This is a genomic window from Desulfovibrio sp. (assembly GCF_009712225.1).
Taxonomy (GTDB): domain Bacteria; phylum Desulfobacterota; class Desulfovibrionia; order Desulfovibrionales; family Desulfovibrionaceae; genus Desulfovibrio.
The window spans coordinates 75,617-102,250 of sequence record NZ_WASP01000002.1; the positions used below are offsets into that span (position 1 = coordinate 75,617).

At 58.3% G+C, this 26,634-nt stretch carries 22 protein-coding genes; 15 read left to right on the forward strand and 7 right to left on the reverse strand.

Annotated elements, in window-relative coordinates:
• Positions 1–285: 285 nt before the first annotated feature.
• Complete coding sequence (typA, locus tag F8N36_RS00780; RefSeq protein ID WP_291330846.1) at positions 286–2,115, reverse strand: translational GTPase TypA; 1,830 nt, start codon at positions 2,113–2,115, stop codon at positions 286–288.
• Between the two features lie 182 nt (positions 2,116–2,297).
• Entirely contained in the window at positions 2,298–3,209 is a 912-nt protein-coding gene (locus tag F8N36_RS00785; RefSeq protein ID WP_291330847.1) for a purine-nucleoside phosphorylase, read from the reverse strand.
• A gap of 314 nt (positions 3,210–3,523) precedes the next feature.
• Here F8N36_RS00785 and F8N36_RS00790 point away from each other — a divergent pair, with 314 nt between their 5' ends.
• The 15 genes from F8N36_RS00790 (at position 3,524) to rlmN (ending at position 21,006) form a co-directional block, all read left to right on the forward strand.
• On the forward strand, positions 3,524–4,978 hold the full coding sequence (locus F8N36_RS00790) for a biotin carboxylase N-terminal domain-containing protein (RefSeq protein WP_291330889.1): 1,455 nt from the start codon (positions 3,524–3,526) through the stop codon (positions 4,976–4,978).
• A gap of 204 nt (positions 4,979–5,182) precedes the next feature.
• On the forward strand, positions 5,183–7,438 hold the full coding sequence (locus F8N36_RS00795) for an acetyl-CoA carboxylase carboxyl transferase subunit alpha/beta (protein WP_291330848.1): 2,256 nt from the start codon (positions 5,183–5,185) through the stop codon (positions 7,436–7,438).
• A 134-nt stretch (positions 7,439–7,572) separates the two neighbouring features.
• Entirely contained in the window at positions 7,573–8,223 is a 651-nt protein-coding gene (locus F8N36_RS00800; protein WP_291330849.1) for a biotin attachment protein, read from the forward strand.
• Between the two features lie 96 nt (positions 8,224–8,319).
• Complete coding sequence (locus F8N36_RS00805) at positions 8,320–8,658, forward strand: hypothetical protein (protein WP_291330850.1); 339 nt, start codon at positions 8,320–8,322, stop codon at positions 8,656–8,658.
• 34 nt (positions 8,659–8,692) lie between these two features.
• Positions 8,693–9,250, forward strand: coding sequence for a single-stranded DNA-binding protein (locus F8N36_RS00810; RefSeq protein WP_291330851.1), 558 nt, complete (start codon positions 8,693–8,695; stop codon positions 9,248–9,250).
• A gap of 507 nt (positions 9,251–9,757) precedes the next feature.
• Positions 9,758–11,029 (forward strand): sulfate adenylyltransferase, encoded by a 1,272-nt coding sequence (gene sat, locus F8N36_RS00815; RefSeq protein ID WP_291330852.1) that lies wholly within the window; start codon positions 9,758–9,760, stop codon positions 11,027–11,029.
• Positions 11,030–11,452: 423 nt separating this feature from the next.
• Positions 11,453–12,427, forward strand: a complete 975-nt coding sequence (locus F8N36_RS00820) for a hypothetical protein (protein ID WP_291330853.1) — start codon at positions 11,453–11,455, stop codon at positions 12,425–12,427.
• 129 nt (positions 12,428–12,556) lie between these two features.
• The gene (locus tag F8N36_RS00825; protein WP_291330854.1) at positions 12,557–13,090 is read left to right on the forward strand and encodes an RsbRD N-terminal domain-containing protein; all 534 of its coding nucleotides are present in this window, start codon (positions 12,557–12,559) and stop codon (positions 13,088–13,090) included.
• Between the two features lie 118 nt (positions 13,091–13,208).
• Positions 13,209–14,228 carry a sulfate reduction electron transfer complex DsrMKJOP subunit DsrM gene (gene dsrM, locus F8N36_RS00830; protein ID WP_291330855.1) on the forward strand — a complete coding sequence of 340 codons (1,020 nt, stop codon included), beginning with the start codon at positions 13,209–13,211 and terminating at the stop codon, positions 14,226–14,228.
• A 12-nt stretch (positions 14,229–14,240) separates the two neighbouring features.
• Positions 14,241–15,884 (forward strand): sulfate reduction electron transfer complex DsrMKJOP subunit DsrK, encoded by a 1,644-nt coding sequence (dsrK, locus tag F8N36_RS00835; protein ID WP_291330856.1) that lies wholly within the window; start codon positions 14,241–14,243, stop codon positions 15,882–15,884.
• Positions 15,885–16,265, forward strand: a complete 381-nt coding sequence (gene dsrJ, locus F8N36_RS00840) for a sulfate reduction electron transfer complex DsrMKJOP subunit DsrJ (RefSeq protein ID WP_291330857.1) — start codon at positions 15,885–15,887, stop codon at positions 16,263–16,265.
• Positions 16,265–17,056, forward strand: coding sequence for a sulfate reduction electron transfer complex DsrMKJOP subunit DsrO (gene dsrO, locus F8N36_RS00845; protein ID WP_291330858.1), 792 nt, complete (start codon positions 16,265–16,267; stop codon positions 17,054–17,056). The genes dsrJ and dsrO overlap by 1 nt, the downstream gene beginning before the upstream one ends.
• A 12-nt stretch (positions 17,057–17,068) precedes the next feature.
• Positions 17,069–18,238 carry a sulfate reduction electron transfer complex DsrMKJOP subunit DsrP gene (gene dsrP, locus F8N36_RS00850; protein ID WP_291330859.1) on the forward strand — a complete coding sequence of 390 codons (1,170 nt, stop codon included), beginning with the start codon at positions 17,069–17,071 and terminating at the stop codon, positions 18,236–18,238.
• A 206-nt stretch (positions 18,239–18,444) separates the two neighbouring features.
• Complete coding sequence (locus tag F8N36_RS00855) at positions 18,445–19,776, forward strand: HD domain-containing protein (RefSeq protein WP_291330860.1); 1,332 nt, start codon at positions 18,445–18,447, stop codon at positions 19,774–19,776.
• Positions 19,777–19,947: 171 nt separating this feature from the next.
• Positions 19,948–21,006: a 23S rRNA (adenine(2503)-C(2))-methyltransferase RlmN gene (rlmN, locus tag F8N36_RS00860; protein WP_291330861.1), complete on the forward strand. Its 1,059-nt coding sequence runs from the start codon at positions 19,948–19,950 to the stop codon at positions 21,004–21,006.
• 105 nt (positions 21,007–21,111) lie between these two features.
• Here the strand turns inward: rlmN and F8N36_RS00865 are convergent, their stop codons facing one another.
• From F8N36_RS00865 to F8N36_RS00885, 5 genes are all read right to left on the reverse strand, one after another.
• Positions 21,112–21,618 (reverse strand): FeS-binding protein, encoded by a 507-nt coding sequence (locus F8N36_RS00865; RefSeq protein WP_291330862.1) that lies wholly within the window; start codon positions 21,616–21,618, stop codon positions 21,112–21,114.
• Complete coding sequence (locus F8N36_RS00870) at positions 21,615–22,604, reverse strand: 4Fe-4S dicluster domain-containing protein (protein ID WP_291330863.1); 990 nt, start codon at positions 22,602–22,604, stop codon at positions 21,615–21,617. The genes F8N36_RS00865 and F8N36_RS00870 overlap by 4 nt, the downstream gene beginning before the upstream one ends.
• 151 nt (positions 22,605–22,755) lie before the next feature.
• Entirely contained in the window at positions 22,756–24,165 is a 1,410-nt protein-coding gene (locus F8N36_RS00875) for an oligosaccharide flippase family protein (RefSeq protein ID WP_291330864.1), read from the reverse strand.
• Between the two features lie 9 nt (positions 24,166–24,174).
• The gene (locus F8N36_RS00880; RefSeq protein WP_291330865.1) at positions 24,175–25,146 is read right to left on the reverse strand and encodes an efflux RND transporter periplasmic adaptor subunit; all 972 of its coding nucleotides are present in this window, start codon (positions 25,144–25,146) and stop codon (positions 24,175–24,177) included.
• Entirely contained in the window at positions 25,146–26,606 is a 1,461-nt protein-coding gene (locus F8N36_RS00885; RefSeq protein WP_291330866.1) for a TolC family protein, read from the reverse strand. The genes F8N36_RS00880 and F8N36_RS00885 overlap by 1 nt, the downstream gene beginning before the upstream one ends.
• Positions 26,607–26,634 lie beyond the last annotated feature (28 nt).

Consider the following 26,634-nt stretch of genomic DNA (forward strand, 5'->3'; position numbering starts at 1 on the left):
TATTGGGAACGATTACCGTAGAAATGCATGCGAGCAATACGTATTTGAATATTTATTTTATACACTGATATATTTTACTACCACAGCTACAGACACAAGTTTATTTTTCACGCAATCGAATGCAGCATAAACACAGAATGCAGGGCAAGCATAGTTAGAATTATCAGGATAAAGGGCACAAAATAAAGAACGCCAGCGTGTTGAATAAAAAACAAAGCCGCCGGGCATTGTCCGGCGGCTTTTAACCAATACGTGTTGCGCGGCCTGTTGCAGCCCCTCTGCGAGTTAGCTGTTCTTGCGCTTGCCCGCAGTCTGGTAGCGCTTCATGGCCGAGAGTTCGGTCTTGCGCAGACGGATGGAAAGCGGGGTCACTTCCACCAGTTCGTCTTCGCGCACAAAGTGCAGGGCGTGCTCGAGGGTCATCTTTTTCACGGGGGTAAGAGTGACGTTTTCGTCCTTGCCCGAAGCGCGCAGGTTTGTGAGCTTCTTTTCCTTGGTGGGGTTGACGTCGATGTCGTTATCACGGTTGTGTTCGCCCACAATCATGCCCTCGTACACCGGATCGCCGGGCTCAACAAAAAGCACGCCGCGCGGCTCAAGGTTGAAGAGAGCATAGGCCACGCCAGAACCGGCGCGGTCGGCCACGATGGAGCCCGTATAACGAGTGGGGAAGTCGCCGCGCCATTCTTCGTAGCCTTCAACATAGGAGTTCATGATGCCGGTACCCTTGGTATCGGTGAGGAACTCGTCGCGGTAGCCGATAAGGCCGCGCGAAGGCACGCTGAATTCAAGGCGCACACGGCCCGTGCCGTTATTGACACAGTTGAGCATGCGGCCCTTGCGCTGGGCCAGCTTGTCGGTAACCACGCCCATGAACACTTCGTCGCAATCCACGTACAGGCGTTCGATGGGTTCGATAACCTTGCCGTTTTCGTCCTTGCGCAGAATAACTTCGGGGCGGCCAACGGAAAGTTCAAAACCTTCGCGGCGCATGGTTTCAATAAGAATGGCCATCTGGAATTCGCCACGGCCCTTGACCAGGAAGGCGTCGCGGTCGGCGGTGTTTTCAACGCGCACGGCCACATTACGCAGGGTTTCCTTGACCAGACGGTCATAAATGGCGCGGCTCTGCACAATCTTGCCCTCGCGCCCGGCCAGGGGAGAGCTGTTGATGCCAAAGCGCATGGCCACGGTGGGTTCGTCCACGCGGATGCGGGGCATGGCGCGGGGGTTGTCGCGGGTGCAGATGGTATCGCCGATGGTGACATCTTCGATACCGGCCATAACCACGATGTCGCCGGGCAGGGCCTTTTCCACTTCCACAACCTGCAGTCCGTCATACACCTGGATCTTGGTGGCGCGCAGGGGCTTGGGCTGACCGTCCTCGCCGATGCAGGCGAGGGCTTCCTTGGCGTAGACCGTGCCGTGCATGATGCGGCCCACAGCCAGGCGGCCCAGATAGTCGGAATAATCGAGGTCGGCCACCAGCATCTGGAAAGGCTGCTCGGGATCGTAGCTGGGACCGGGAATGTACTTCACAATGGCGTCGAACAGAGGCGAAAGGTCCTTCTGCTCATCATCAATATTGTTCATGGCCACGCCAGCACGCCCGATGGCGTACAGCACGGGAAATTCAAGCTGGTGCTCGTTGGCGTCGAGGTCGATGAACAGGTCGTAAATTTCGTTGAGCACTTCCTGGGGGCGGGCGTCCTTGCGGTCAATCTTGTTGATGACCACAACCACGGGCAGACCGGCCTCGAGGGTTTTGCGCAACACAAAACGCGTTTGCGGCAAAGGCCCTTCAGAGGAGTCTACCAGCAGGATTGCGCCGGTGGCCATGGAGAGCGAGCGCTCCACTTCGCCGCCAAAGTCGGCGTGGCCGGGGGTGTCGATGATATTGATCTTCACTCCGTTCCAGTTGACGGCGCAGTTCTTGGCCGCAATGGTGATGCCGCGTTCGCGCTCAAGGTCCATCTTGTCCATGACACGGTCGTCCACCTGCTGGTCGGCGCGAAAAACGCCGCCCTGCTTGAACAAACCGTCAACAAGGGTGGTCTTGCCGTGGTCAACGTGGGCGATAATGGCTACGTTACGGAGGGATTCATTGTGTTGCATGGCTTTTTGCCCTTAAAAAACACTGGGTAGTGCGGTTTTGTTCCCCGCCGAGGGGAGATTCCGACTGGCAGCAAGGCTGCGGCAGATCAGCGTCGGGACGAGGCCGACGCAGGCAGGGGGAAAAACCAGCAGTCGGTATTGTTTATTCTTTAATGTGTCCGGGCCGCGCTTTTACGCACTTTTCAGAGTTTTGTCACCATAGCCCTGATGAGCCGCCCCAGATTTTTGCCCGCCACGGCGGCCACCGCCAGAATTTCTTCCAAGGGAGCCGGGGTCATGCAGTCTGGCAAATTTTTATTGGTCAAACATGAAAGGCCCAGCACCCGCATGCCCATGTGACGCGCCGCGATAATCTCGAGCACCGTGCTCATGCCCACGGCATCGGCACCCCACTGGCGGTACATGCGTGTTTCTGCCGGGGTTTCCATTTCTGGTCCGTGCACGCCAATGTACACGCCGCGCTCGAGGCGCAGATTCATCTTTGAGGCGGTTTCAAGCGCCAGAGCGCGCAGTTCGGGGTCGAGCGGCGCGCACATGTCGGGGAAACGCGGCCCCCATTCCTCGCAGTTAAAACCGGTGAGCGGCGAATGCCCCGTGTGGTTTATAACATCGGTCATGCACATGATGCCGCCCGCATCAAACTGGGGGTTGAGCCCGCCAGCGGCATTGGTGATGATGAGCTTTTTTGCGCCCAGGGCTGCCATGACGCGCACCCCCATGCAAACCTCTGCCGGGCTGCGCCCTTCATACAGGTGGCAGCGCCCCTGCTGGATGATCGCGTAGCGGCCAATACAGTCGTCTTCGCCGCACGCACCGGGAAAGCGCCCCCACACAAAGGCTCCGGCATGCCCCTCTACGCTTGAAACGGGAAAACCCGGCAAGTCGGCATAGGGCACGACCACCCTGTCCTGCAGCTTGTCTGCCAGATACGAGAGCCCCGTACCCAGCACAATGCCAATGGGCGCATCCGCATCGGCAGAAGCATTGGCGTCTAGCCTGCACGCGCCCAGAGGCAAGGCTGAGGGCCCCTGCGCGGCTTCAATGGCTTCACGCAGGGCAGTGGCGGCACGCTGGACATCTTGAAAATTTTGCATAGAATCCCCCCTGAAAAATAAGCTCCGTGGTCTGCTGTCAGGCCGCAATCCGCGCCGCGCTTCTCTTTGCCGCTGCGCGGCTTTTTGTGCGGGACGGCCCCTGCGCGAGTGGATTTTCGCGCCAAAAGCGGTTATGAGGTGCGGATGCACTGTCTGTATAGCCCGCCATTGGCAACCCCACAAGGGGGTACGGGCTGCAAAACAGAACCGTAACATCCCGCTATGCAAATCCAAACTTCGGATACGCCGCCACAACAGCCCTCTGGCACGGGCGGCCATGCCGGGCATACACCAACACAAAAAATCGCATGTTAATGAGGGAGACAGGCTTGGACAAAGCTCAGGACAGCATTCCCCTGCAAAAGCACAAAATTCTGGTGGCCAACCGTGGCGAAATCGCCATGCGCATCATGCGCGCCTGCCGCAAGCTGGGAGTGGCCTTTGCCGCCATCTTCACGGCTGAAGACGCGGCTTCGGGCCATGTGCGCCTGGCACGCGAACAAGGCGGAGAAAAAAGCCTTTATCGCGTGTCGTCTTACCACGACGCCAACGAACTCATGGCCGTGGCCGATGAAGCGGGTTGCACCGCTGTGCATCCCGGCTACGGTTTTTTTGCCGAGGATTTTCGTTTTGCACGCCGCGTGACCAAACGCGACCGGAAACTCATATTCATCGGCCCCTCGTGGAAAATCATCCGTGAGCTGGGCGACAAAATCAACACCAAGCGCCTGGCACGCAGCCTGGGCGTACCCACAGTGCCCGGCTCCGACCGCCCCATTTACGACGAGATGGAAGCCGAACGCATTGCCAAGAGCGTGTTCGAATTTCAGGATCAGCAGGGCATCACCCGCCCGCTGGTGCTGGTCAAGGCATCGGCTGGCGGCGGCGGCATGGGCATTGAAGAAGTGTACGACCCGGACCAGTTCCGCTCGGTTTACCGCCGTATTCGCAGCTACGCCCTGCGCCAGTTCAAGGACGAAGGCGTGCTTATCGAGCAGCGCATCACCGACTTCAACCACCTTGAAGTTCAGGTTGTGTCTGACCGCTCCGGGCAGAATCCCGTGCACTTTGGCACGCGCAACTGCTCCATCCAGTCCACTGGCCGCCAGAAACGTATTGAAATCGCCCCCGGCTTTGCGCCCGACGAGCTCAAGTACACCTTTGACGCCGGCAAGGTGCTGCGCGATATCGTTGACTACTCCCTCACCATGGCCCGCAAGGTGGGCTACGACAACGTGGGCACCTGGGAGTGGATCGTAACCCGCAAGGGCGAACCCTTCCTTATGGAAGTGAACACGCGCATTCAGGTTGAAAACGGCGTTTCGGCCCGCATTTCGCATGTGGGCGGCAAGGGCGATGTGGACCTGATTGCCGAGCAGATACGCATCGGCCTTGGCGAACCTCTGGGTTACACCCAGAACGACATTACCTTTGAAGGTCTGGGCATCGAATACCGGCTTATCGCCGAAGACCCGGACAGCAACTTCACCCCGTGGGTGGGCCGCATCGAACGCTTTGGCTGGAAAGAACAGCCCTGGCTGACCATGCTCACCCATGTTCCGACCACAGAACCGTACGAAATTCCCACAGAATTTGACCCCAACCTGGCGCTTGCCATCATCTGGGGTAAAGATCTGGAGGAAGCCAAGGCCCGCGGCCTTGAATTTCTGCGCGATCTGCGGCTGGAAGGGCATAATACCGCTGGCGAGGAGCTGAAATCCAACGTCAACTTCCTTGCGGCCAACACAGAACGCATTTTGCGCTTCTGACAGGGAACCAGCCCATGAACAAGGCATTGCTTACCCACCGGTCATGGTCCACCTGCGCAGCACGCGCGGGCGCTGGCCCATTGGCCGGGGCAACGTGCACGCGTCGCCGCCGGGTGGCCATGCTGGCAGACAACCCATTGGCCGCCCTGATTTTCGGGGATTTCGCCTACCTAAAAAAACCAGTCTAGCTGGCCCCAATATACTATGGACAACAACATCGAAAAACGCATCCAGAGCCTGCGCGACAGGCTGACCTATCTGGTGGAAATATTCGCTGGCAAGCACAAGGACAACGCCGACCTGCTTGAAGAAAAGCTTACCGCCTTTACCGCGCGCGTTCGCTCCGGCACGGTGGAAGATCCCTATGCCGAACTTGCCACCGTCGAAGACCTTTTCAACTACGTGGAACGCCGCCTTGAGGGCAGCATTACGCCCATGGACAAGGTGCGCATTGTGCGCCATCCCCAGCGTATCTGCCTGCGCGACATCCTCGAAAACGTCTACGACAACTTTACCGAAGTGGGCGGTCAGGACGAACACAGCCTCGACCCCAGCATGCTCATTGCCCGCGCGGTTATTACCCGCCGCCGCGGCAAGAAGGTGTACACCCAGTCGGTGATGGTTATCGGGCAGGAAAAAGGCCACGGCGCGGAATTCCGCAACGGCGGCTCGGTCAAGCCCTGGGGCAACGCCAAGGCTCAGCAGTACATGCGCGTAGCCGAAACCGAAGGTATACCTGTCCACACCTACATCTTCACGCCCGGCTCGTTCCCCATCGAGGACTACCCCGGCGCGGCACAGCAGATCGCCCGCAACATCTACTGCATGGCTGGTCTGCGCGTGCCCGTTATCGCCGTTATTTCCGAAGGCGGTTCAGGCGGTGCCGAAGCCATCGGGCTGGCCGACAAACGCCTGATGCTCTCGCACGGCTACTATTCGGTTATCTCGCCCGAAGGTGCCGCCGCCATCGAAGGCCGCATCAAGGCTGGCCAGCGCGCCACGCCCGAACTGATCGAAAGCTGCGCCCAGAACCTCAAAATGACCGCGCAGGACAACCTGAAGTTCGGCTACATCGACCGCGTGGTACAGGAACCGCCCCTGGGCGCGCGCCCCTGGCACTTCGACTTTTTCCGCAACCTGCGGCAGGAAGTTTTGCGCGCCACCGACGAGGTGGTGATCTCCACGCGCACCATGCCCGGCCTCAAGGGTCTGGCCATGGCCCGCGTGCGCAAGCCCGATGCCAATCTGGACGAAATGTACACCCGCTGGGGTTTGACCTCTGCCGCCAAGGACAGGCTGCGCGAACGCCGCCAGCAGAAGTTTTTGCGGCTCTCGCGTCAGGCGGCCCGCGACAGGCGTCCTTTCTTTACCAAGATGGCCGTCGCCACCTGGGATTGGGTCACCAAGCCCTGGGTGAGCTTCAAGTACGATTTCTACCGCAAGCACCAGAGGCGCATCCGCACCTTTATGGAAGAAATCGACAACGAATGGGAAGTGTTCAAGAGCCGCCTGCTGGCTCCCTGGCGCAAGCTTACGCGCAAGCTTCCCAGCGCCAAGGTGGAAAACAGCAAGGTCAAGGAACTGACCGCTCTTTCCACATGGTCGGACGACGGCCGCCGCAGCCGGTGGAACTATATCTCGCCGCGCTACAAGACCGACCGGGCCATCACCTGCCCCAACAGCGCAGCTTACGGCTGCCTTGATCTGTGGGGCCCCGATCTGTTTGCCGAATTCGCGGGCGTGTGCAGCCACTGCGGTTACCATTTTCCCATGGAACCGGAATGGTATGTAAAGAACGTCTTTGACCTCGGCTCGGTGTTTGAATTCAACAGCGAAATCGAAGCGGGCAACCCTCTTGATTTCCCCAACTTCGGCGACCGGGTACTCGATGCGCAGAAGAAAACCGGGGCCAAGAGCGGCTGCATGACCTTTGAAGCCCGCATCGACAACACCAAGATGGTTGTTGCCATGCTGATGGGCACCTTCCGTGGCGGCTCTGTGGGCGCTGCCGAAGGCTACAAGTTTGTTGAGGCGGCCCAGCGCGCGGCCAAGAAGCGCTACCCCTTCCTTGCCTACGTGCACGGCACGGCGGGCATACGCATTCAGGAAGGCACACACGGCGTTATCCAGATGCCCCGCTGCACAGTGGCAGTGCGCCGCTATATCGAATCCGGCGGCCTGTACATGGTGCTGTACGACACCAATTCCTTTGCCGGCCCCGTGGCCAGCTTCCTCGGCTGCTCGCCCTACCAGTTTGCCGTGCGCTCTTCCAACATCGGCTTTGCCGGTCCGGGCGTTATCAAGGAAACCACCGGTATGGACATTCCGCCCAAGTACCACCGTTCGTACCGCGCCCTTTCGCGCGGGCACATTCAGGGTATCTGGGACCGTCGGGAAGTACGCGCAAACCTCAAGCAGGCCCTGCTGACCATTGGTGGCAGAAACCTGTACTACCGGTAATGCCGGTCTGCGTGGATGCTGCAAGATAATTCCGAGCGGCGCGGCGGCCGGGAATATCCCGGTCGCCACGAGCCAGAGCAGGCCGGACGGCCAGCGGCTACGTCGCCAATATATAACGCTTAACGGATCCTAGCATGATAAACATATCTGCACTGCTGGACGAAATAAAGGCTTCTCCCTACCGCGAGATTGTCATCAGCACGCCCCACACGGGCATGGTGACCTTTTCGGGCATCAAACAGGGCGACAAGGTCGTTGGGCCGCAAGGCCAGTGGAAGGAAAAGCCGGGCACGCTCATCGCCACCCTTGAGCGCGAGCGCAACCCCAAGGCCATTTCTGCCAACGAAAAAGGCGAGATCAGCCTTTTGCACACCGAGCTTGAAGGCACGTTTGTGGAGGCCGGTACCCCGCTTGCCGTGGTGCGCCACATGCTCACCCGCGCAGAAGTGGAACGCATCCTGCTGCAAAAGGCCCTGCATCTTTTTGTTGCGCCCGAGCGGGCCAAGTACTACTTCACACCTGATGTGGACAAAAAAATCCGCGCGGCAGATTCGCAGTCGGTGGCCGTGCGCGAGGGCATGGAACTGCTCATCATGTCGCGCATGAAGCGCGAGGTGCCGCTGACATATTCCGGCCCTGCGGGCGTTATTTACGCCGTATACTTTACCTATAATGAAAATATCGATGCCAGTGCCCCCCTTATTGGCGTGTGCCCGCAGGATCAGCTGCCTGCCATTCAGGAAGTGATCATGCGCGTGCAGACCGAGTGGACGGAAAAAGACTAGCATCACCAGCAATGGCTGCCCGGGCCCGCTGCGCTTGTGCGCGGGCCATGGCCAGCGCGCAAGGCACAATGGCGGCTGCCGCCAAACGGAGCACCCATGGGCAAAGCACTGCAAATCCGCGTAAGCGCCGTCACCTGGAACGAAGATCTGCTGGAAAAACTCTGGCCCAAACTTACAGAGCTGGCATTCAGCGTGCCCATCAAACATGAAAAGCACGGTGTGTTTGATATGGTGAAGGCTCTGGACGACGGCTTGCAGTTTTTGCCGTGGTCCGAGGCGCGCCGCAAGGCCCTTGGCCCCGGCATTCTTGAAGCCGCAAAAATCAAGGCAGATATTGAAGCTGCCCTGGCAGACTGGCAGCCCCGCGAGGCCAACAAGCTGAGCGACAAACTTGAAGACGTGCTGGATCAGCTCGAACGGGCATTTGTAGCCTGAGCCCGAAAATCGCATACGACCCTGGAGCATCACCATGCTGAACAAAGTAATGATTATTGGCCGTCTGGGCCGCGACCCCGAGCTGCGCTACACTCAGAGCGGCTCGCCTGTTGCCACCCTGAACGTTGCCACCGACGAATCCTACACCGACCGCGACGGCAACAAGGTGGACCGCACCGAATGGCACAGGGTTTCTGTTTTTCAGCGGCAGGCCGAAAACTGCGCCAACTTTCTGGCCAAGGGCAGCCTGATCTATGTGGAAGGCAGCCTGCAGACCCGCAAATGGCAAGACCAGCAGGGTCAGGACAGGTACACCACCGAAATCAAGGCCCAGCGCGTGCAGTTTCTTGATCGCAAGGGCGACGGCCCGCGCGATGCTGGCGGTGGCCGTGGTTTTGAAGAAGACTATGGCGCGCCTGCCGCTCCTGCTGCTCCCCGTGGCAATGCCCCCCGTGGCGGTCAGGGCGCGCAGGGCGGACGTGGTCAGGGTGGCTATTCCCAGCAGGGCGGCCGCAAGCCCCAGAACATGGATGACGACCTCGGCCCGGCCTTCCCTTCTGAAGCTTCCAATATGGATGACGTGCCGTTCTAGGCAGCTCAGCGCCCAAGGGCGCGGACAGCTTTGAGGCATTTACAGGGCGTGGATTTTCCACGCCCTTTTTTATTATCCTGCAAGGCTGTCGGCAGAGGTTGAGAAAAATTTCCCCTGCCTGTGCAAACCCTGCCCTGGTTTCTCCGCTGTCCCCCGCCAGATGCGGCCCGGAGCGGATCTTAGGGATATGGCGTGTGGGCCTGACACAATTGCCTAGTAAAAGAGTTTGCGAAAAAAAGCGCACTTTCACATGAAGTTTTAGGTTCAGGCACACTTTTCTTGTCAGCCCCCCTTCTCTTTTTGCGCGATTCAGCGTATAGAGGTCGGTGAATTTTCCGCATGGCTAGCCGGACACTGGTTTTTTCGGTAAGTAGTCAGGAAAATTTTTGAGAGGTAGTTGACTTTTTGTTAGATTATTCACAAGATGCGATTTGAACGCTGCTCTTCCGGTTGGCGACGCTGGCCACGGAAGGATGCCCACATAACTAACAAACGGAGGATTTCGCAATGTCCAAACTGGTAGCTCCTCATGGCGGTAAGGGTCTGGTCTGTTGCCTTCTGGAAGGTAAGGCCTTGGATGACGAGAAGAAAAAAGCCGCAGGCCTGAAGCAGATCGAGATTTCTTCCCGCGCCAAGGGCGACCTGATCATGATGGGCATTGGCGGTTTTTCGCCTCTGAGCGGCTTCATGAACAAGGCCAACTGGAAGAGCGTCTGCGAAAAGATGACTCTTGCTGATGGCACCTTCTGGCCCGTTCCCGTTACCCTTGATGTCCCCGCTGCCGACGCCAAGGCCCTGAAGGTCGGCGAAGAAGTGGCCCTGGTTCGCAAAGGCGAAGTCATGGCTACCATGAAGGTCGAAGAAGTCTATGAAATGACCGAAGCCGACAAGAAGTGGGAATGCGAACTGGTCTTCAAGGGCACCGGCCCCGACTCCGAAAAGTTCTGGGAAGTGGCCCCCAACGACCACCCCGGCGTGAAGATGGTTCTGGCCCAGAACGAATTCAACATCGCCGGTACCGTTAAGGTCCTTTCGCAGGGCGAATTCCCCGAAAAGTTCCCCGGCGTGTACATGACTCCTGCTCAGCTGCGTGCCAAGATGGACGAACGCGGCTGGCAGAAGGTTGCTGCTCTTCAGCTGCGCAACCCCATGCACCGCTCGCATGAATACCTGGCCAAGATCGGCGTGGAAGTTTGCGACGGCGTGGTCATCCACTCCCTCGTGGGCTCCCTGAAGCCCGGCGACATCCCCGCCGAAGTGCGCGTGAAGTGCATCGACACCCTGGTTGACAAGTACTTCGTGAAAGACTTCGTCATTCAGGCCGGTTACCCCCTCGACATGCGCTACGCCGGTCCCCGTGAAGCCCTGCTGCACGCCACCTTCCGCCAGAACTACGGCATCAACAACCTGCTGGTTGGCCGCGACCACGCTGGCGTGGGCGACTTCTACGGCATGTTCGAAGCTCAGGAAATCTTCCGCAAGATTCCTGTGCCCGCCGAAGAAGGCAAGCGTCTGCTTTGCGATCCGCTGAACATTGACTGGACCTTCTACTGCAAGAAGTGCGACGGCATGGCCAGCATGCGCACCTGCCCCCACACCAAGGAAGATCGCGTCATCCTGTCCGGCACCAAGCTGCGCAAGATGCTCTCCGAAGGCGCTGAAGTGCCGGATCACTTTGGCCGCGCCGAAGTGCTCGTCATCCTGCGCGAATACTATGCCAGCCTGACCGAAAAAGTCGAAATCAAGATGCAGCGTGCGGCCTCCGGCTCCACCATGTAAGCTTGACCGCATAGACACAACACAAAAGGACGCCCGCAAGGGCGTCCTTTTGTTTGCCTACATCTTGACGGGTCATACCAGCGCCCCACTGCAGAGTGCCCACTGTCCGTGAAGCCGCCCACGATGTTCACGGTTCCAACAGCACATGTTCGCCCTGAGCGGGCGGCCACAGGCCCTCGCTGTCAGGCTTTGCCTGTCAATCCCCTGAATCATGACTGCACCAATGACACTCAGCCTCGCAGCCACCGGCGAGCCCAGGCCATCCAAAGCGCACCGCGCTTTACGAAAAAGCAAAAACAGCCTATAACCTGAAACGAGTTACATGCAATTACGGCTCCGGCCCGGCATGAACGGCACCCTTTGCGATGTCCGCCAAACCGCTCCGCGCCTGAACAGATAGCTTTTTACATCCACAGGTAGTTCATGAAGCGATCGCACCAGATATTTCCCGGAATTCTGAGCCTGGCAGCGCTGGCAGCTGGCTTTTGCATATGGAGCGCCTTTGGCAACGAGGTTAACCTCTGTGTGACTTCGGGCTGTGCGCTGTTTCAGGATACATCCATCGCGGGCATTTCGCTGTGGTGGGCAGGCGGTGTAACCTTTGCCGCCCTTGCCGCCGCCGCCCTGATGGGTGCGGCGCAACTGGGCATGGTTCTGGCCGGGTTTGCCCTGCTGGGCGACATTGCCCTTCTGCTGCTCATGTCTGTTACCGCGCCCTGCGTAAGCTGCCTTATTGTGGCCTGCTTTTTTGCCATGATCTATTGCGGCTTTCGTCAGGTCGCGCACCGCACACGCTCCGGCCTGCCCAATGACAAGCCGGGCCGCTCACTGCTGCTGATCATCTGGGGGCTTCTTTTTATCGTTAACGTTGGCACGGCGTTGCGCACCCAGGCAGACGTGTGGGCCATCACCGAAAACGGCACGGAAGCAACCGTACGCATGTTTTTTTCGCCCTCCTGCCCCAGCTGCCAGGAAGGCATCGCCCTGCTTTCTGGCCGGGTGGATGTGGCCTTTTACCCCCTCGCTGAAAGCGAAATCGACATTTACAAGACCGCCCGTATGCTGCGCCTGATGGACAATGGCGCAAGCGTCGCCGAAGCCCTCGCCAAGGCGCAGGATGTGGCGGCGCCTTCGGCCATGGCGGCTACTGCGCCTGATATGCTGCTGCTGCGCCTGCGCATGCTGCGCAACAAGGCCCACGTTTTCATGGCGGGTTCGCAGACAGTTCCGTTTTTTGAATACCACGGCTTGCCCACCATGCTGAAAAAATCCGCCAGTCAGCAGGCCGGTCACGCAGTTGCGCCCACCGCCCCCGCTTCCTCCGCAACTGGCAGTGCCGATTTGCCGCTTGACCCCCAGGTGGCGGGTCAGTGCGCTGGCGTAACCCCCTGCCAGTAGCCACCGCCCCCAGGGCGGTCTTGTGCAAAAAATGACAAACCTTGCGCTTCAAAAGCGCAAAGGGACTTGACGCCCTTTGCGCTTACTATTTATATGAGAGAGCCTTAAACAAAAGGCCATGGGGAAGGAATGAAAGCAATCGACATCTTTCGCAAACACAAAGGCGAGATGGTGCGTTTATGGACAGACTCTGTATTCGACACCTATCCATTTGAAACCACAGGTTTTCTTCGCACCAAAGACGACCCCTTCGGCAACCCGGTAGCCCACATGACCAAGGAAGCCGCGGGGGCCTTGTATGATGCAGTCACAGGTGAAGCCGTGGAAGTGGCCCAGACTAAAAAGGCCATGGACCGTTTCATCAAGTTGCGGGCGGTGCAAAAATTCTCCCCCAGCCAGAGCATGGCCGTATTCAGCCTCATGAAGCCCATTCTGAGAGAGCACGTCATGCCTGAACTAGTGGCCCAGGGCGACCTGGCTGCCTACCTTGAGACCGAATCGCGCATCGACAGCCTGACTCTTCTGGCGTTTGACATGTATATGGAAAACCGGGAGATTCTGGCTGAGTCGCGCATTACGGAAATACGCAACCAGCACGCCCAACTGGCGCGCTGGGCGCAACAACTGGAAGGCGGAAACGTTCCCACCGGGAACGACCGCTGACATTCCGCGTTCATTAGGCCGTCAGGCCTGACCGTGGGCTTTGCAGCATGCGGGCCAGAGATCTCTCAATATCCCGTGGTGGGCTTTTGAGGCAACTTTAGTGGAAGTGAGGTAGGGAATGTTCAATTCATTACTGCTGGTGCTGCTCATAGGAGCCATCGCCTGGGCGGGAGCGGCCGTGGGGCTCGCGGGCCTGTTCGGCGTGGCGTTGCCTTATGTGGCAGTAGTCGTGTTCATCGCCGGTGTTGTCTGGCGCATGGTGTACTGGGCCAAATCGCCCGTGCCCTTCTGCATCCCCACTACGGGTGGGCAGGAGCAGTCGCTTGACTTCATCAAGCAGGCAAAAATCGACTGTCCCAGCACAACTTGGGGTGTTGTGCAGCGCATGTTCCTGGAAGTGTTCTGCTTCCGTTCGCTGTTCCGCAACACGGTGGCGGACGTGCGGGAATTTGACCCCGTAAGCAACGGGCCGCGCACCATTTATTATTCCTCCAAGTGGCTGTGGGTCTTTGCCCTGCTGTTCCACTACTGTTTCCTGCTTGTTTTCATCCGTCACTTCCGCTTTTTCATGGAACCCGTGCCTTCCTGTATCCGTTTCCTTGAAAGCATCGACGGCATCATGCAGGTGGGTTCGCCCCGCTTTTTCTGGACCGGCGGCCTCGTGCTGATCGCGCTGCTGTTCCTGCTGGGACGCCGCATTTTCAACCAGCGCCTGCGCTATCTTTCGCTTGCCAACGATTACTTCCCCCTGTGGCTGATCATCAGCATCGTGGGTTCCGGTATCTGCCTGCGCTATTTCGATAAGACCGAAATCGCCCAGGTCAAGATTTTCGTTATGGGCCTTACGCACTTTGCGCCGGTGTCCACCACGGGCATCAACGCCCTGTTCTTCACGCACCTTACTCTGGTCTGCGTACTGCTGATTTACTTCCCCTTCTCCAAGCTCATGCACATGCCGGGCGTGTTCTTCAGCCCCACGCGTAACATGGCGAACAATTCTCGCCGCGTGCGCCACATCAACCCCTGGAATCCGCCCAAGCAGTACTTCACCTACGCCGAGTACGAGGATACCTACCGCGACGCCATGGCCGAAGCCGGGCTGCCGCTGGAAAAGCAACCCGAAAAGGCCGCCGAGTAAGGAGTTTCCACGATGGCAAAATTACCTACGCCGCAAATGCTTGTGTCCAGCCGCCCGGCCTTCCCTGACCAGGACTGGCTCGACACCAAGCCTGAATTTACACCGGGCAGCTTCTGCTATCCGGCCAAGCAAGAAACCATGGAACTTCTGCATATGCCCAATCCCCACGAATGGGATCCGGCGGCAGAAGACTGGAACATGCCCGAAAACTGGGAACAGATTCTGTGCGACGCCTTTGAAGAGCGCCTTGAAAAGCACCGCTCTCTCAAGCTGTTCATGGACATCTGCGTGCGTTGCGGCGCTTGCGCCGACAAGTGCCACTTCTTCCTTGGCACCAACGATCCCAAGAACATGCCCGTGCTGCGCGCCGAACTGCTGCGCTCGCTCTACCGCCGCGACCACACCATGCTGGGCAAGATTCTCGGCAAGAAAGTGGGCGCCCGCGGCTGGGACAAGGAAGTAGTAAAGGAACTCTTCTACTACGCCTACCAGTGTACCGAATGCCGCCGCTGCTCGCTCTTCTGCCCCTACGGCATCGACACGGCCGAAATCACCGCTATCGTACGCGAACTGCTGCACGAGGTGGGCCTTGGCATCCACTGGATCATGGACCCCGTGAAAAACTGCAGCTTCACCGGCAACCACCTTGGCATCAAGCCCCACTCTTTTGTGGAAATCGTGGAAATGCTGGCCGATGACTGCGAAACCATCACCGGTATCCGTCCCAAAACGCCCTTTAACGAAAAGGGCCACGAAATCCTGTTCATCACGCCCTCTGGTGACGTATTTGCCGACCCCGGCATTTACACCTTCATGGGCTACCTGATGCTCTTCCACGAGCTGGATCTCGACTACACCTTCTCGACCTACGCGTCCGAAGGCGGCAACTTCGGCTCCTTTACCACGTTCAACATGGCAAAGAAACTCAACGCCAAAATGTACGCCGAAGCCGAACGTCTGGGTTCCAAGTGGATTCTGGGCGGCGAATGCGGCCACATGTGGCGCGTGATCAACCAGTACATGGACACCTACAACGGGCCGTCGCCCTCGCACATGACGACGCCTGTTTCGCCCTACACGGGCACGGTATTCCAGAACGCGGCCTCCACCAAGATGGTGCACATCGCCGAGTTCACCGCTGACCTGATCCACCACAACAAGCTGAACCTCGACCCCAGCCGTAACGACCATATCGTCACCACGTTCCACGACTCGTGCAACCCCGCACGCGGCATGGGCTTGCTCGACGAACCCCGCTACGTGCTCAACGCCGTGTGCAACAACTTTGTTGAAATGCCCGAGAACACCATCCGCGAGCAGACCTTCTGCTGCGGCGCCGGTTCCGGTCTGAACACCGAAGAAATCATGGAACTGCGCATGCGTTCCGGCATGCCCCGTGGCAATGCCCTGCGCTACGTGCAGGAAAAATACGGCGTCAACCACATGGCCTGCGTGTGCGCCATTGACCGCGCCACCCTGCCCCCGCTCGCCAACTATTGGGCGCCCGGCGTCAATGTGAGCGGCCTGCATGAACTGGTGGGCAATGCCCTTGTCATGAAGGGCGAAAGCAAGCGCACCATGGACCTGCGCCAGGAAGATCTGCCCAATGTGGTAGAGGATGATGACGCGCCCGAGGCGCAGGGGGAGGGCCAATAAATGTATAACGCTAAAGCCGTAATTCTTGGGATCATCATCTTTGTGGTCCTGTTCACCTCCCCGTTCTGGGTCAGCATGCTGGGCAACCGCTACAGCAGCACCGGCATTGCGCTGCCCAAGAATGAAAAAGAGTGCGTAGAAAATGTGACTTTTATGCGCGACAAGCACATGCAGCTGCTCAACGAGTGGCGTGATGAAGCCCTGCGCAAGGAAAATCGCACCTATGTGGCGTCCAATGGCAAAAAATGGACCATCAGCCTGCAGAACACCTGCATGAAGTGCCATAACGACTACAAGGGTTTCTGCGAAAAGTGCCATGTGGCCAACAGCGTTGATCCTTATTGCTGGACCTGCCACATCATTCCCCAGGGGAGCAAATAATGAACAAGAGCAGAAGAAGCTTTCTGAAAGTGGCGGGGCTTTCCGCCTGTGCCCTGAGCAGCGGAATGGCCGGCCTTGGCGCCTTGTCCGGCGTTGCTCAGGCCCAGATTGCCCCTGGACGGTATGAAAAGGGCGTTAACGCCCTGCACGCCAAGCGCTGGGCCATGGTTATTGACACCCGTCAGTTCACCAGCCCCCGTGACTACGAGCCGCTGATCGAAGCGTGCCACAAGTTCCACAATGTGCCGCACGTTCCGGGCGACCAGAACATCAAGTGGTTCTGGCTCGATTCGTTCGAGCACACCTTCCCCGATGAAATGAACGCCTTCCTCGACAAGCGCCGGGCCGAAGCCAGTTATCCGCTGCTGTGCAACCACTGCACCAACCCGCCCTGCGTGCGCGTGTGCCCCACTCAGGCCACCTACAAGATGGAAGACGGCATTGTTGCCATGGACTACCACCGTTGCATTGGCTGCCGCTTCTGCATGGCGGGTTGTCCTTTTGGTGCTCGTTCGTTCAACTTCAAGGACCCGCGCAAATTCCTTGCCGATCCCGTGCCCAACCCGGCCTTCCCCACGCGCATGATCGGCGTGGTGGAAAAGTGCACCTTCTGCGCCGAGCGCCTGGCTGTTGGCCAGCTGCCCGCCTGCGTTGAAGCCTCTGGCGGCAAGATCCTCTTCGGCGACCTGGAAGATCCCAATTCAACGGTGCGGCAGGCTTTGTCCGCCAACTACAGTATTCGCCGCAAGCCCAACCTGGGCACGCAGCCCGGCGTTTACTACCTCATATAGGGAGGACAGGCCATGGTTGAAAAATTGCTCGAAGGTCCCAAGACCTACTACTTGTGGCTGCTCTTTCTGCTCTGCCTGATCGCAGGCTGCGGCATTGTGTACCTGGACCAGCTCCAGAACGGTCTTTCCGTGACCGGCATGAACCGCGACGTTTCGTGGGGTCTGTATATTTCGCAGTTCACCTACTTCGTCGGTGTTGCCGCCTCGGCCGTTATGCTGGTGCTGCCCACGTACTTCCACCACTACAAAAAATTCAAGCGCATGATCATCTTCGGTGAATTCATGGCCGTTGCGGCCGTGGTCATGTGCGCCCTGTTCATCGTGGTTGACCTTGGTCAGCCCCAACGCATGCTCAACGTCATGCTGCACCCCACTCCCAACTCCGTCATGTTTTACGACATGCTGGTGCTCATTGGGTACCTGGGTCTGAACATCATCATCGGCTGGGTTACCCTTGAAGCCGAACGGCACGAAATTGATCCGCCCAAATGGATCAAGCCCCTCATCTACCTTTCGATTCTGTGGGCTTTCTCCATCCACACGGTTACCGCCTTCCTGTACGCTGGCGTGCCCGGGCGTCACTACTGGCTCACCGCCATCATGGCTGGCCGCTTCCTGGCTTCGGCCTTCTGCTCGGGGCCTGCCATCCTCATGCTGCTGATGCTGCTTATGCGCCGCCTCAGCGGCCTGGATGTGGGCAAGGAAGCCGTGAAGACGCTGACCACCATCATCGTCTACGCCATGTGCGTGAACGTGTTCTTCTTTGTGCTTGAACTGTTCACGGCCTTCTACAGCAACATTCCCGGTCACATGGAACCCATCAGCGTTCTGTTCTTCGGCCACGGCGGTCACCTGCTGTGGGTAAACTACTGGATGTGGGCGGCGGTTATCATGGCCTTCTCGTGCCTGGCCATTCTTATTCCGCCCAAACTGCGCACCCATCCCACGCTCATGCCCATCGCACTTATCATGCTTGTGGCTGCCTCGTGGATCGACAAGGGTCTTGGTTTGCTGGTTGGCGGTTTTACCCCCAACATGTTTGAAACCATCACCCCCTACATGCCCACCGCAAAGGAAATTGCCGTGGCCCTTGGCGTGTACGCCGTGGGCGCCCTGGTGCTCTCCCTCTTGTGGCGCATCGCCCTTGGCGTGAAAAAAGAAGTGAATCACCTCACCGATTAGTCGCCAGGCATAGTAAATCAAACGCCCCTGTGTCACCAAGACGCAGGGGCGTTTTGCTTTTGCGGAACTGCGGGGCCGCCCCATTGCTGCCCTACACAAATGACCAGTCCGTAATGGTATTTCCTCACTCTCAAGCTTGACTCGAAGCCATGCTCGCGGGCATAGTATCAGCCATTCCCCGTTATTAATTTCGCAAGGAGCCATGGATGCATCAAGCGCTCAAAGACGCCATAACCATAAGCAAAACCCTTTTGCGCAATGGCTATGACGCGCATGTTATCAACGCCCCCTTGCAGGAGCACCTGCTGGAAAACGCCAAGCAGCCCACCGTGGACATTGCCTGCGAGCCGGATCTGGATACGCTTATCAAGCTGTTTCCCAAGGCAGTGCCGCTGCAAGACAAGCGCGCACTGGCCACACTGGAAGAAAACGGCTTTACCTTCTGTTTCTACCCTCTTGAAGTTGCCGCTGCGGGTCACCCCGAGCTTTCGCTGCTGCGCATCACGCCTACCATGATGGACAGGATGCCCCATGAGGAGCAGCTCAAGCTGCGCATCACGGGCTTTGGCAGCCCCGAGTCGTCTAACGACGCATACGACGGCTTTGAGGACGTCAAGGGCGGCGCCATCCAGCTGGCTGGCCTGCCGGACGAAACCCTGCGCCACAACTACCTGCTGGCCGTGCGCGCCCTGCGCTTTGCCGCCAATTTTGATCTGCCCATCGAGCCCAACACCTGGCTTGCCATTGTGCGTGCCTCAAGCCGCGTGCTTGATTATGTGCCCGCTACGGATATCATGGACGAATGGCGCAAGGTTGCCGCCGAATCCATGTACCGCTTTGTGCGCCTGCTGTTTGATTCGCACATCCTGCAAGGGCTTATTCCTGAAGTGGCCTCCCTCTCGTGCCTCACCCAGATGCGCAACAAGGACGGCGAGACGGAAAACGTCTTTGAGCACACCCTTGAGTGCATGAAGCACTACCCGGAAGAAGACTTCCACTACGACTGGCTTGGCACCATGGCCATGCTCTTTCACGATGTGGGCAAGCTCTATACCGGCGAGTATTTCGATGGCATCTGGACCTACTACCAGCATCATCGCGTGGGCGCCAAGGTAACGCGCAAGATTCTGCGTCGCCTGCACTTTGCGCAGGAAGACATTGATCTGCTTTGCCATCTGGTGCGCCACCACATGCGCTTCCACTTCATGATGACAGACAGGGGCATACGCCGCTTCAAGGCGCTGGACGATTACCCCCGTCTCATCGCCATGGCCAGGGCGGACCTCAAGGCACGTGACGGCATTCTGACCTCGTTCAACCACAATATGAAGTATCTCGACCGCGCCGAAACGCCCGAGCAGATGCTTGAACCCCTGTTGAACGGCAATGAAATCATGAGCGAAACCAAGCTTTCGCCAGGTCCCCTGGTGGGCATCATCCGCGACGCCCTTTTGCAGGCGCAGATCGCAGGCGAAGTCACCGATGTGGAATCAGCGGTGGTTTTTGTGCGCGATTATGCCCGTAAATCAGTGGGCTAAACGCTCCTGACCTTTGCTGAAACGGTGGGCGTTCCTTTGGGAGCGCCCACTTTCGCTTGAATCTGGCGCAGTGCAGGGCATTAATTTTCTTGCCCCCAAGACGCAAAAATCGTAGGCATCAGCCAGCCCTTTTGGCCCTGCGCCCCAACCCTATTCTTTTTGGCAGACCGTATGACCAATCTTCTCAACCTGACCCTTCCCGAACTTGAAGCCTGGCTCCAGACAGAACTGGGCGAGCCCAAATTCCGCGCCATGCAGATATGGCAGTGGCTTTGGCAGCGCATGGTTCGCGATTTTGAATCCATGACCAATATTTCAAAGGTCTGCCGCGAAAAGCTCATGGCGCAGGCAGCCATTGTCTGGCCGGAAGTGGTGACGGTGGAGAAAAGTCAGGACGACACCACAAAGTTTTTGCTGCGGCTCGAAGACGGAGCTCTTGTGGAGACCGTGCTCATTCCTTCTGATTCGCGCGAGGGCGTGCGTCGCTGGACTCAATGCGTGTCGTCACAGGTGGGCTGCGCCATGGGTTGCACTTTTTGCTCCACCGGACAGATGGGCTTTGAGCGCAATATGACCATGGGTGAAATTCTGGGGCAGGTGCTGGTGGCCCGTGCGCATCTGGGCGATGACAGGCCGGAATGGCCCATGCTGCGCAATATCGTGTTCATGGGCATGGGCGAGCCCCTGCTCAACATGCGTGAGCTAATGCGCTCGCTGGAAGGCCTGAACAACGCCAAGGGGCTCAATTTCTCCCCCCGGCGCATTACGGTATCCACCTGCGGCATAGAAAAAGGCCTGCGCGAGTTGGGCGATAGCGGTCTGGCCTATCTGGCTGTTTCGTTGCACGCACCCACGCAGGAGTTGCGCTCGCGTATCATGCCCAAGGCCGCCCGTTGGTCGCTGGAGGACATGTTTGAAACGCTCAAATCCTACCCGCTCAAGACGCGTGAGCACATTACCTTTGAATACCTGTTGCTGGGTGGGGTCAACGATGGCCTGGAGCAGGCCAAGGAACTGGCGCGGCTGGTAAGCGAGGTGCGCGGCAAGCTGAACCTTATCGTGTACAATCCTGCGGAAGGAGCACCCTACGCCGCGCCCACAGAAGATGACGTGCTGGCTTTTGAACAGTACCTGTGGAAGCGCAAAATCACCGCCATACTGCGTAAAAGCAAGGGGCAGGACATCAAGGCGGCCTGCGGCCAGCTCAAAGCGGCTCGTCTACCAGACTAGCCGGGCGAGCATCTGTACACGCAGCCTGACCTGGCAGCCTGTCGGGCCGGTCCGAAACAAGGGGAGTGCGCGGGAGCAGAGTGCTGGATTATCGTATCCAGAAAGCTAGAAGCTGTCCCTGCTTCGCCGGCGTGGACGGCACGGTCCCGCCGCTTCTTCACGCGGTCTGAGCCAGCCATAGCCCCCCTTCCAGCCGCGGAACATCCTGTAGATAAGCAGGGGCAGCAATGCGAGAGCGCACGTCAGGTGCAGCATTTTTACAACCGCATACACCCCGTCAAAGAGTGAATAGTCGGGCATGTTGTGCACAATGAGCGCCAGCCCCGTAACAGCCAGCCCAATAAGCAAAACAACACGCATCAGGCCGCAACGTGTGAGGCAGTACGTGCTGTGCCCCTGCAAACGCCAGATGGTGAAGGCATAGGTGCCCAGAAACAGCAGGGCAGCCGCCGAGTAATAGTGCCACACTGAGGGCGACCAGTTTGCGCTGTGAACAAGACCGTAACGGCTCATGAGTGGAAGGTGCGCAATACCACTCCACACAGCGTTCAGCATGCTCACAAACCAGAGCAGGCTAAAAAACGATGAAAATAGCGTCGGTTGTCTTTTCACGGCTTGCGCCTCATCTGCTTTTCGCGCCACATGCGCAGGCCTGCAAGCGCTGCGCCAGCGGCGGGGGCCAGCAATACCGCCCGCAACAGACTGTTTTCCTTATCCAGGCTTGCCCCGGCCGGGCGCAGGCTTGGCATGCCAACACCCACCTGCCCTTGCCGCAGCATATTTGCCTCGATATCTCGGAACAGAACGGACGAAACATAAATCGTATTTGTGCCGCCGTTTTCCTTCAGTCCAAAAATATCACCGCCCCGGTGCTCTGCCAGCTCCTTGGCCTGCTTTACGATATCGTGACGCGGACCGGAGCGCATGGCTCCCTGCGGGCAGGCCACAACGCAGGCTGGACTTTGACCTGTGGCCAGCAGACTTCGACAGTGATCGCATTTGAATATCTGTCCGTTACCCACATACCTGGGCGCAAAATTCAGGTACGGGCCCACGCCCGACTGTCGCTGCGGAATACCCCAGGGGCAGGCGCGGTCGCAGGGGCCATCTCCCAAGCAGGTAGAACTGCTGATGTAAACGGCGCCCTCCGGGCTCTGGCGCATTGATCCTGTGGAGCACAGGGTCACACACTGGGGGTTGTTGCAATGCAGGCAACGGCGGGGCAGAAAAACACGCTTTTCAACGCCTTTGACAGTAATGATGCACGACTGGATGAAGAGCCAGTTGTAGGGTGTGAGGCGCGAAATTTCGTCGGTACGGTCAGACCAGTCGCTGCTGCGTACCCATGCGGGATAAGGACGTGGGATAGGATGAACTGGATGGGGAACAGAAGCAAGATTGCGGAAACGACATGCCGCAACGCACGCGCCGCAGCCGTTGCAGAGATCAACATCGATCAGTGTTGCCAGATCATCGCTCTCGGCCCAGCTGCTGGCCCGCCCTGCTGCTGGCAGACCTGTGCCCGCCAGTGTCAGCCCGGCTGTACCAACCATGGCCTTGAGGATCGACCTGCGCTGTAATAAAAGCTTGTTGCCCATTGGATACCTTTGCCTGTCACGGCCCTTACTGTATCCGTATAGGCCTGCCGACACCCTGGCGTCAATGCAGACCACTTTGCATGGTTGCCAGACCAGCACCCCGCACAAAGCACAAATAAGCCGAGTCGGCCCATTCTGCCGCTTTTGACGCTTAGGTCTGGGCTGCTTTTTCAAACGGTGGCGGTGGCCGCCAGCGCCAGAACAGGGCCAGCAGGGGGACAAGACCTGCCAGCTCGGCCACTTCGCGCGGCGCAACCAGCCCGATGCCCCACCACATCCCCACGCTGACCGCACAGGTAAGCAGCATGAGGGCCCACTGGCCCAGATTCATGGGTCGTGCCGCCCACTGAAAATAGCCCACGGTGAGCAATGCCACCCACACCTTGGTGATGGTGAGCGACAGGGCCGCACCCTCAAGTGGCATGGCCGGTATGAGGGTAAAGCAGCAGATAAGGTTGCAGACCAGGCCAGTGAGATAAAAGCCCAGAAGCAAACGGTGCTGGCGCATGCCGATCATGGCGTAGGCCGCCAGATTGTGCAGAAAGGCCGTGGCAAGGCAGGGAGTAAGCAGACGCTGCGCCGTGACCGCGCTTTGATAGTTGGGACCATACACCAGGGGCAGAAAACGGTCGCTTTCCACGCAGATAAGAAAAATGATAGGTAGGGATGCAGCCCAGAGCGACCGGGCGGTCTGACCAGCCAGCTGGCGGAATGCTCCCCTGTCCTGCTGCCACAGCTTGGCCAGCAACGGAAAAATCACCTTGCCCAACAATGCGCTGGAAACCAGAACTGAAAGCCCCTCTACGGTTTCCCAGGCAACGCCGTACCCGCCCACGTCGGCGTTGCCGCCGTACTGCTTGAGAAATATGACGTTGATCTTGTTGTAAAACATGGCGCAGCCAGCCATGCAGGTGAAGATCAGGCCGTGCTTCATGTGCCGCGCCAGATCCTTCATGCCTTCCACGCCCACACCCGCAAGAGGATTGCGCTGCAGGGCCATCAGGGCAAAAACAATGCACAGCAGGGATTCCACGGGCTTGTACAGGGCAATGACAATGGGAGGTGCGCCGAGCACCACGCAGGCAATGCCAAAACCAATGCCAAGCAGTGCGGAAGGCACGCGAATGCGCATCTCCACATCCTGACGGCCACGCGCCTGACACAAGGCAAAAAAAGAGTCGCTGACGCCATCAAGCCCAAGACCGGCCGCAATGCACATGACCACCAGTCGCAGCTCGGGCGTATAATTTTGCCAACCTGTCACCAGCCACGTAACGCCAAGGGCCAGCAGCAGCACTGTCAGCTTGAGCCATGTCACTTCACCCAGCAGGGCTAATGGTCGCCCCTCGCGGCGTGCGAATGTGGAGAGCAAAAAATCGTTGAGCCCCACGTCGGCTACCGTTTTTACAAGGTAGCCAAACGTGAGCGCCAGCACCACCTGCCCAAGAATATCGGGGCTACGGCGCGCCAGAAGAATGGTAAAAGCGGCCCATGCCAGGTCGCGCGTCCATTGCGCACCCAGAATGTACCCCAACCGGCGGGGAATGCTTTTCAGCTTCATGAAGGAGGCTTACCTGCTCCCCTTGAAACGCACTACTGCCTTGAATCCGGGCTTGAGCTCCAGATTTGGATTGGGAACAGTGATCTCAACCGAGTAGTACGAAGGATTGGAGACGCTCATATCGCTGGAAACCCAGGATATCTCATTGACCGTACCAGCGAATTTTCTGTTGTTAAGCGAGGGGATTTCCACCTCAACAGAGTCGCCAGCCTTGATGCCGCTGATTTCAGCCTCATACACGGGAACCTGAATCAACACGGGGTCAAGCCTGCCCACACGGACAGGAGCCATACCCGCGCCAAGCAGCGAACCGGGGTTGAGAGTGCCATCCAGCGAAAGCACATAGCCATCAATGGGCGTGGTCAGGGTAAGCGAAGCTGGCAGACGTTCGCCTTCCTTGATAGTGGTACCGAAATACCCGCTCAGTTCTTCAAGACGGGCAGAAAAATTCTTTTCAGACTTCTGTATGGTCGTCCGCAAAAGATCTATGCGGCGCTGCAGTGAGTGCACATCGTCTTCAAGCCTGCTTGAGGCCTGGGCAGAGCCGAGCCCCGAAGCGGCAAGCTGACGGGCCTTGTTGCGCTGGGCCGCAGTTTCTGCAAGGCGACGCTCAAGGTCGAGCACCTGTCCTTTCAGGTCTTCAGTGCCTGCGCCGGTGGTCACTTCGCGCTGCAACACGCGTTCGGCTTCTTCCTGCAAATGATAGCGCATCAGGGGAGCGCCCTTGTCCACCGCCTGACCGGGCTTGACCAGCACCTCGTCAACCACCGCGTTAAAGGGCACCGGCACTGCTCGGGTAACAGTGGTAACAACCTTACCCGTCAGAATCGTTGCGCCAGCACCGATAGAGCCGCTTTCAGCTGCTACGGCTGCATCCAGGGCCCACAGCAGGCCCCCGGCGATCAGGGCAACGGCAAGGACCGCAGTGGCAACTGCACGGTTTAGCGCAGATGCCACGATAGAATCCTGCTTTTTCTGCATTACAGCACCTCCTTGGCAGGAAGTCCGAGGAACCGCTGGGACAGCGAGTTGGAAAGATCCATCCACTCAAGCATGGCCAGCTTATAATCAAGGTCGGCAGTAATGTAGGCGATGCGGGCCTGAACCATGTCTTCCTGCTTTGTGGCTACATCGGGCAGCTGCACTATGCCTTCATGAAAGGATATCTGCGCTTCCTTGAACTGCATGCTGGCCGTGTCCAGACGGGTTTTGGCAAGCTTGCGTTCCGTTTCGGCAAGCGCCACGCGCTGTTCGCACTGCAACCACTTGTTGGAGTAATCGGTGCGTTTGCGGGCCAGTTCATGGAAAGCCTGAGCCTTGTTCATGCGGGCGGTCTGCACGCCACGGTACCGGCGACCCCAGTCAATGAGCGGGAAATCAAACGTAAGATGAAGGAACGTGTCCTCCTTGCCGTTGACGGGCTGATACTGGCCAGCGGGGGGGCTGTTGTTCACGGCAATGCTCATGGTGGGCATGTACTGTGCCCAGGCAACCATGATGTTGTAATCGCTCAGCTTGACCTGGCCGCGCAGCAAAAGTTCGTCTTCGGTGGCGGGCCAGCGGTCTTCCCAGGTCAGCTTGTGGCCGTCAAAACCAGCAAGTACGGTGTCCGCGCTCTTGGTGTCGACCTCAAGACGCTGCTGGGGTTCAACACCCGCAAGTATCTTGAGCTGGGTACGCTGCATGATTTCCTTCATCTTGGTCTGCTCAAGCTTGAGTTCAAGCTCGCGCTGGTGCTGGATGGCAAGGTTGAGCGACACGCCCTGACGGCCATCGACTGATTCGACCTTCTGCCAGTAGTCCACAAGTTCCTTGCCCAAGGGCAGCAGTTCTTTCTGCGCCTCAACAATTTTCTGCTGGGCCTGAAGCTGCAGATAGGCTTCGCCAATCCTGCCGATGGCCTTGCCCACGGCCTTGCGGTGCGTGGAGATAGCCAGATTGACCATGGCCGTCTGCACCTGATGCTCAAAATAGGTGGCCATGGGGTTGGGGAAGGCCGCATAAAAGCCGACGCGAAAACGGGTCTGGCCGTAGTCGCTCGGGGTGTTGGAATTGTCCATGTTGAACCGCGTCAGATTGTTGGACACGGTAAAGTTCATGTGCGGTTCCGGCAGGTACTTCCACACGGCATCTGTCTGCGCCAGCCGCTTGATTTCGATGTTCACCGCGCTGTTGACCAGGGCGGGGGACTGCTGGATGGTTAGGAACACGCAGTCTTCAAATGAAAAGACCTTTTTGGGATCGTACAGATTGGGTACGGCCGCCTCAAGCTTGGCCTTGTTTTCGACCGGCACACCAGGAGCTTCCTGAAGCCAGTGCTTGGCAGGAAGTTCGGGCGATTTGACCCCGGCTTTTTTGGAACAGGCCCCGGCCAGCAGCGCCGCCGAAATCATCAGCAGCAGAAAAAAACGTGTGGTAAGATTTGCTTGCGCAGTGAGCATCTGGCACCCTTTGCGTAGTTGCGTTGGC

What these genes read in the sequence shown, in the direction of transcription:
- F8N36_RS00880 (WP_291330865.1), bottom strand. Translation starts at nt 25,146, where the DNA reads ATGCAGAAAAAGCAGGATTCTATCGTGGCATCTGCGCTAAACCGTGCA.
- dsrM (WP_291330855.1), top strand. Translation starts at nt 13,209, where the DNA reads ATGTTCAATTCATTACTGCTGGTGCTGCTCATAGGAGCCATCGCCTGG.
- dsrO (WP_291330858.1), top strand. Translation starts at nt 16,265, where the DNA reads ATGAACAAGAGCAGAAGAAGCTTTCTGAAAGTGGCGGGGCTTTCCGCC.
- F8N36_RS00870 (WP_291330863.1), bottom strand. Translation starts at nt 22,604, where the DNA reads ATGGGCAACAAGCTTTTATTACAGCGCAGGTCGATCCTCAAGGCCATG.
- F8N36_RS00820 (WP_291330853.1), top strand. Translation starts at nt 11,453, where the DNA reads ATGAAGCGATCGCACCAGATATTTCCCGGAATTCTGAGCCTGGCAGCG.
- sat (WP_291330852.1), top strand. Translation starts at nt 9,758, where the DNA reads ATGTCCAAACTGGTAGCTCCTCATGGCGGTAAGGGTCTGGTCTGTTGC.
- typA (WP_291330846.1), bottom strand. Translation starts at nt 2,115, where the DNA reads ATGCAACACAATGAATCCCTCCGTAACGTAGCCATTATCGCCCACGTT.
- F8N36_RS00785 (WP_291330847.1), bottom strand. Translation starts at nt 3,209, where the DNA reads ATGCAAAATTTTCAAGATGTCCAGCGTGCCGCCACTGCCCTGCGTGAA.
- F8N36_RS00885 (WP_291330866.1), bottom strand. Translation starts at nt 26,606, where the DNA reads ATGCTCACTGCGCAAGCAAATCTTACCACACGTTTTTTTCTGCTGCTG.
- F8N36_RS00790 (WP_291330889.1), top strand. Translation starts at nt 3,524, where the DNA reads ATGAGGGAGACAGGCTTGGACAAAGCTCAGGACAGCATTCCCCTGCAA.
- rlmN (WP_291330861.1), top strand. Translation starts at nt 19,948, where the DNA reads ATGACCAATCTTCTCAACCTGACCCTTCCCGAACTTGAAGCCTGGCTC.
- dsrK (WP_291330856.1), top strand. Translation starts at nt 14,241, where the DNA reads ATGGCAAAATTACCTACGCCGCAAATGCTTGTGTCCAGCCGCCCGGCC.
- F8N36_RS00810 (WP_291330851.1), top strand. Translation starts at nt 8,693, where the DNA reads ATGCTGAACAAAGTAATGATTATTGGCCGTCTGGGCCGCGACCCCGAG.
- F8N36_RS00800 (WP_291330849.1), top strand. Translation starts at nt 7,573, where the DNA reads ATGATAAACATATCTGCACTGCTGGACGAAATAAAGGCTTCTCCCTAC.
- F8N36_RS00875 (WP_291330864.1), bottom strand. Translation starts at nt 24,165, where the DNA reads ATGAAGCTGAAAAGCATTCCCCGCCGGTTGGGGTACATTCTGGGTGCG.
- F8N36_RS00795 (WP_291330848.1), top strand. Translation starts at nt 5,183, where the DNA reads ATGGACAACAACATCGAAAAACGCATCCAGAGCCTGCGCGACAGGCTG.
- F8N36_RS00825 (WP_291330854.1), top strand. Translation starts at nt 12,557, where the DNA reads ATGAAAGCAATCGACATCTTTCGCAAACACAAAGGCGAGATGGTGCGT.
- F8N36_RS00805 (WP_291330850.1), top strand. Translation starts at nt 8,320, where the DNA reads ATGGGCAAAGCACTGCAAATCCGCGTAAGCGCCGTCACCTGGAACGAA.
- F8N36_RS00855 (WP_291330860.1), top strand. Translation starts at nt 18,445, where the DNA reads ATGCATCAAGCGCTCAAAGACGCCATAACCATAAGCAAAACCCTTTTG.
- dsrJ (WP_291330857.1), top strand. Translation starts at nt 15,885, where the DNA reads ATGTATAACGCTAAAGCCGTAATTCTTGGGATCATCATCTTTGTGGTC.
- dsrP (WP_291330859.1), top strand. Translation starts at nt 17,069, where the DNA reads ATGGTTGAAAAATTGCTCGAAGGTCCCAAGACCTACTACTTGTGGCTG.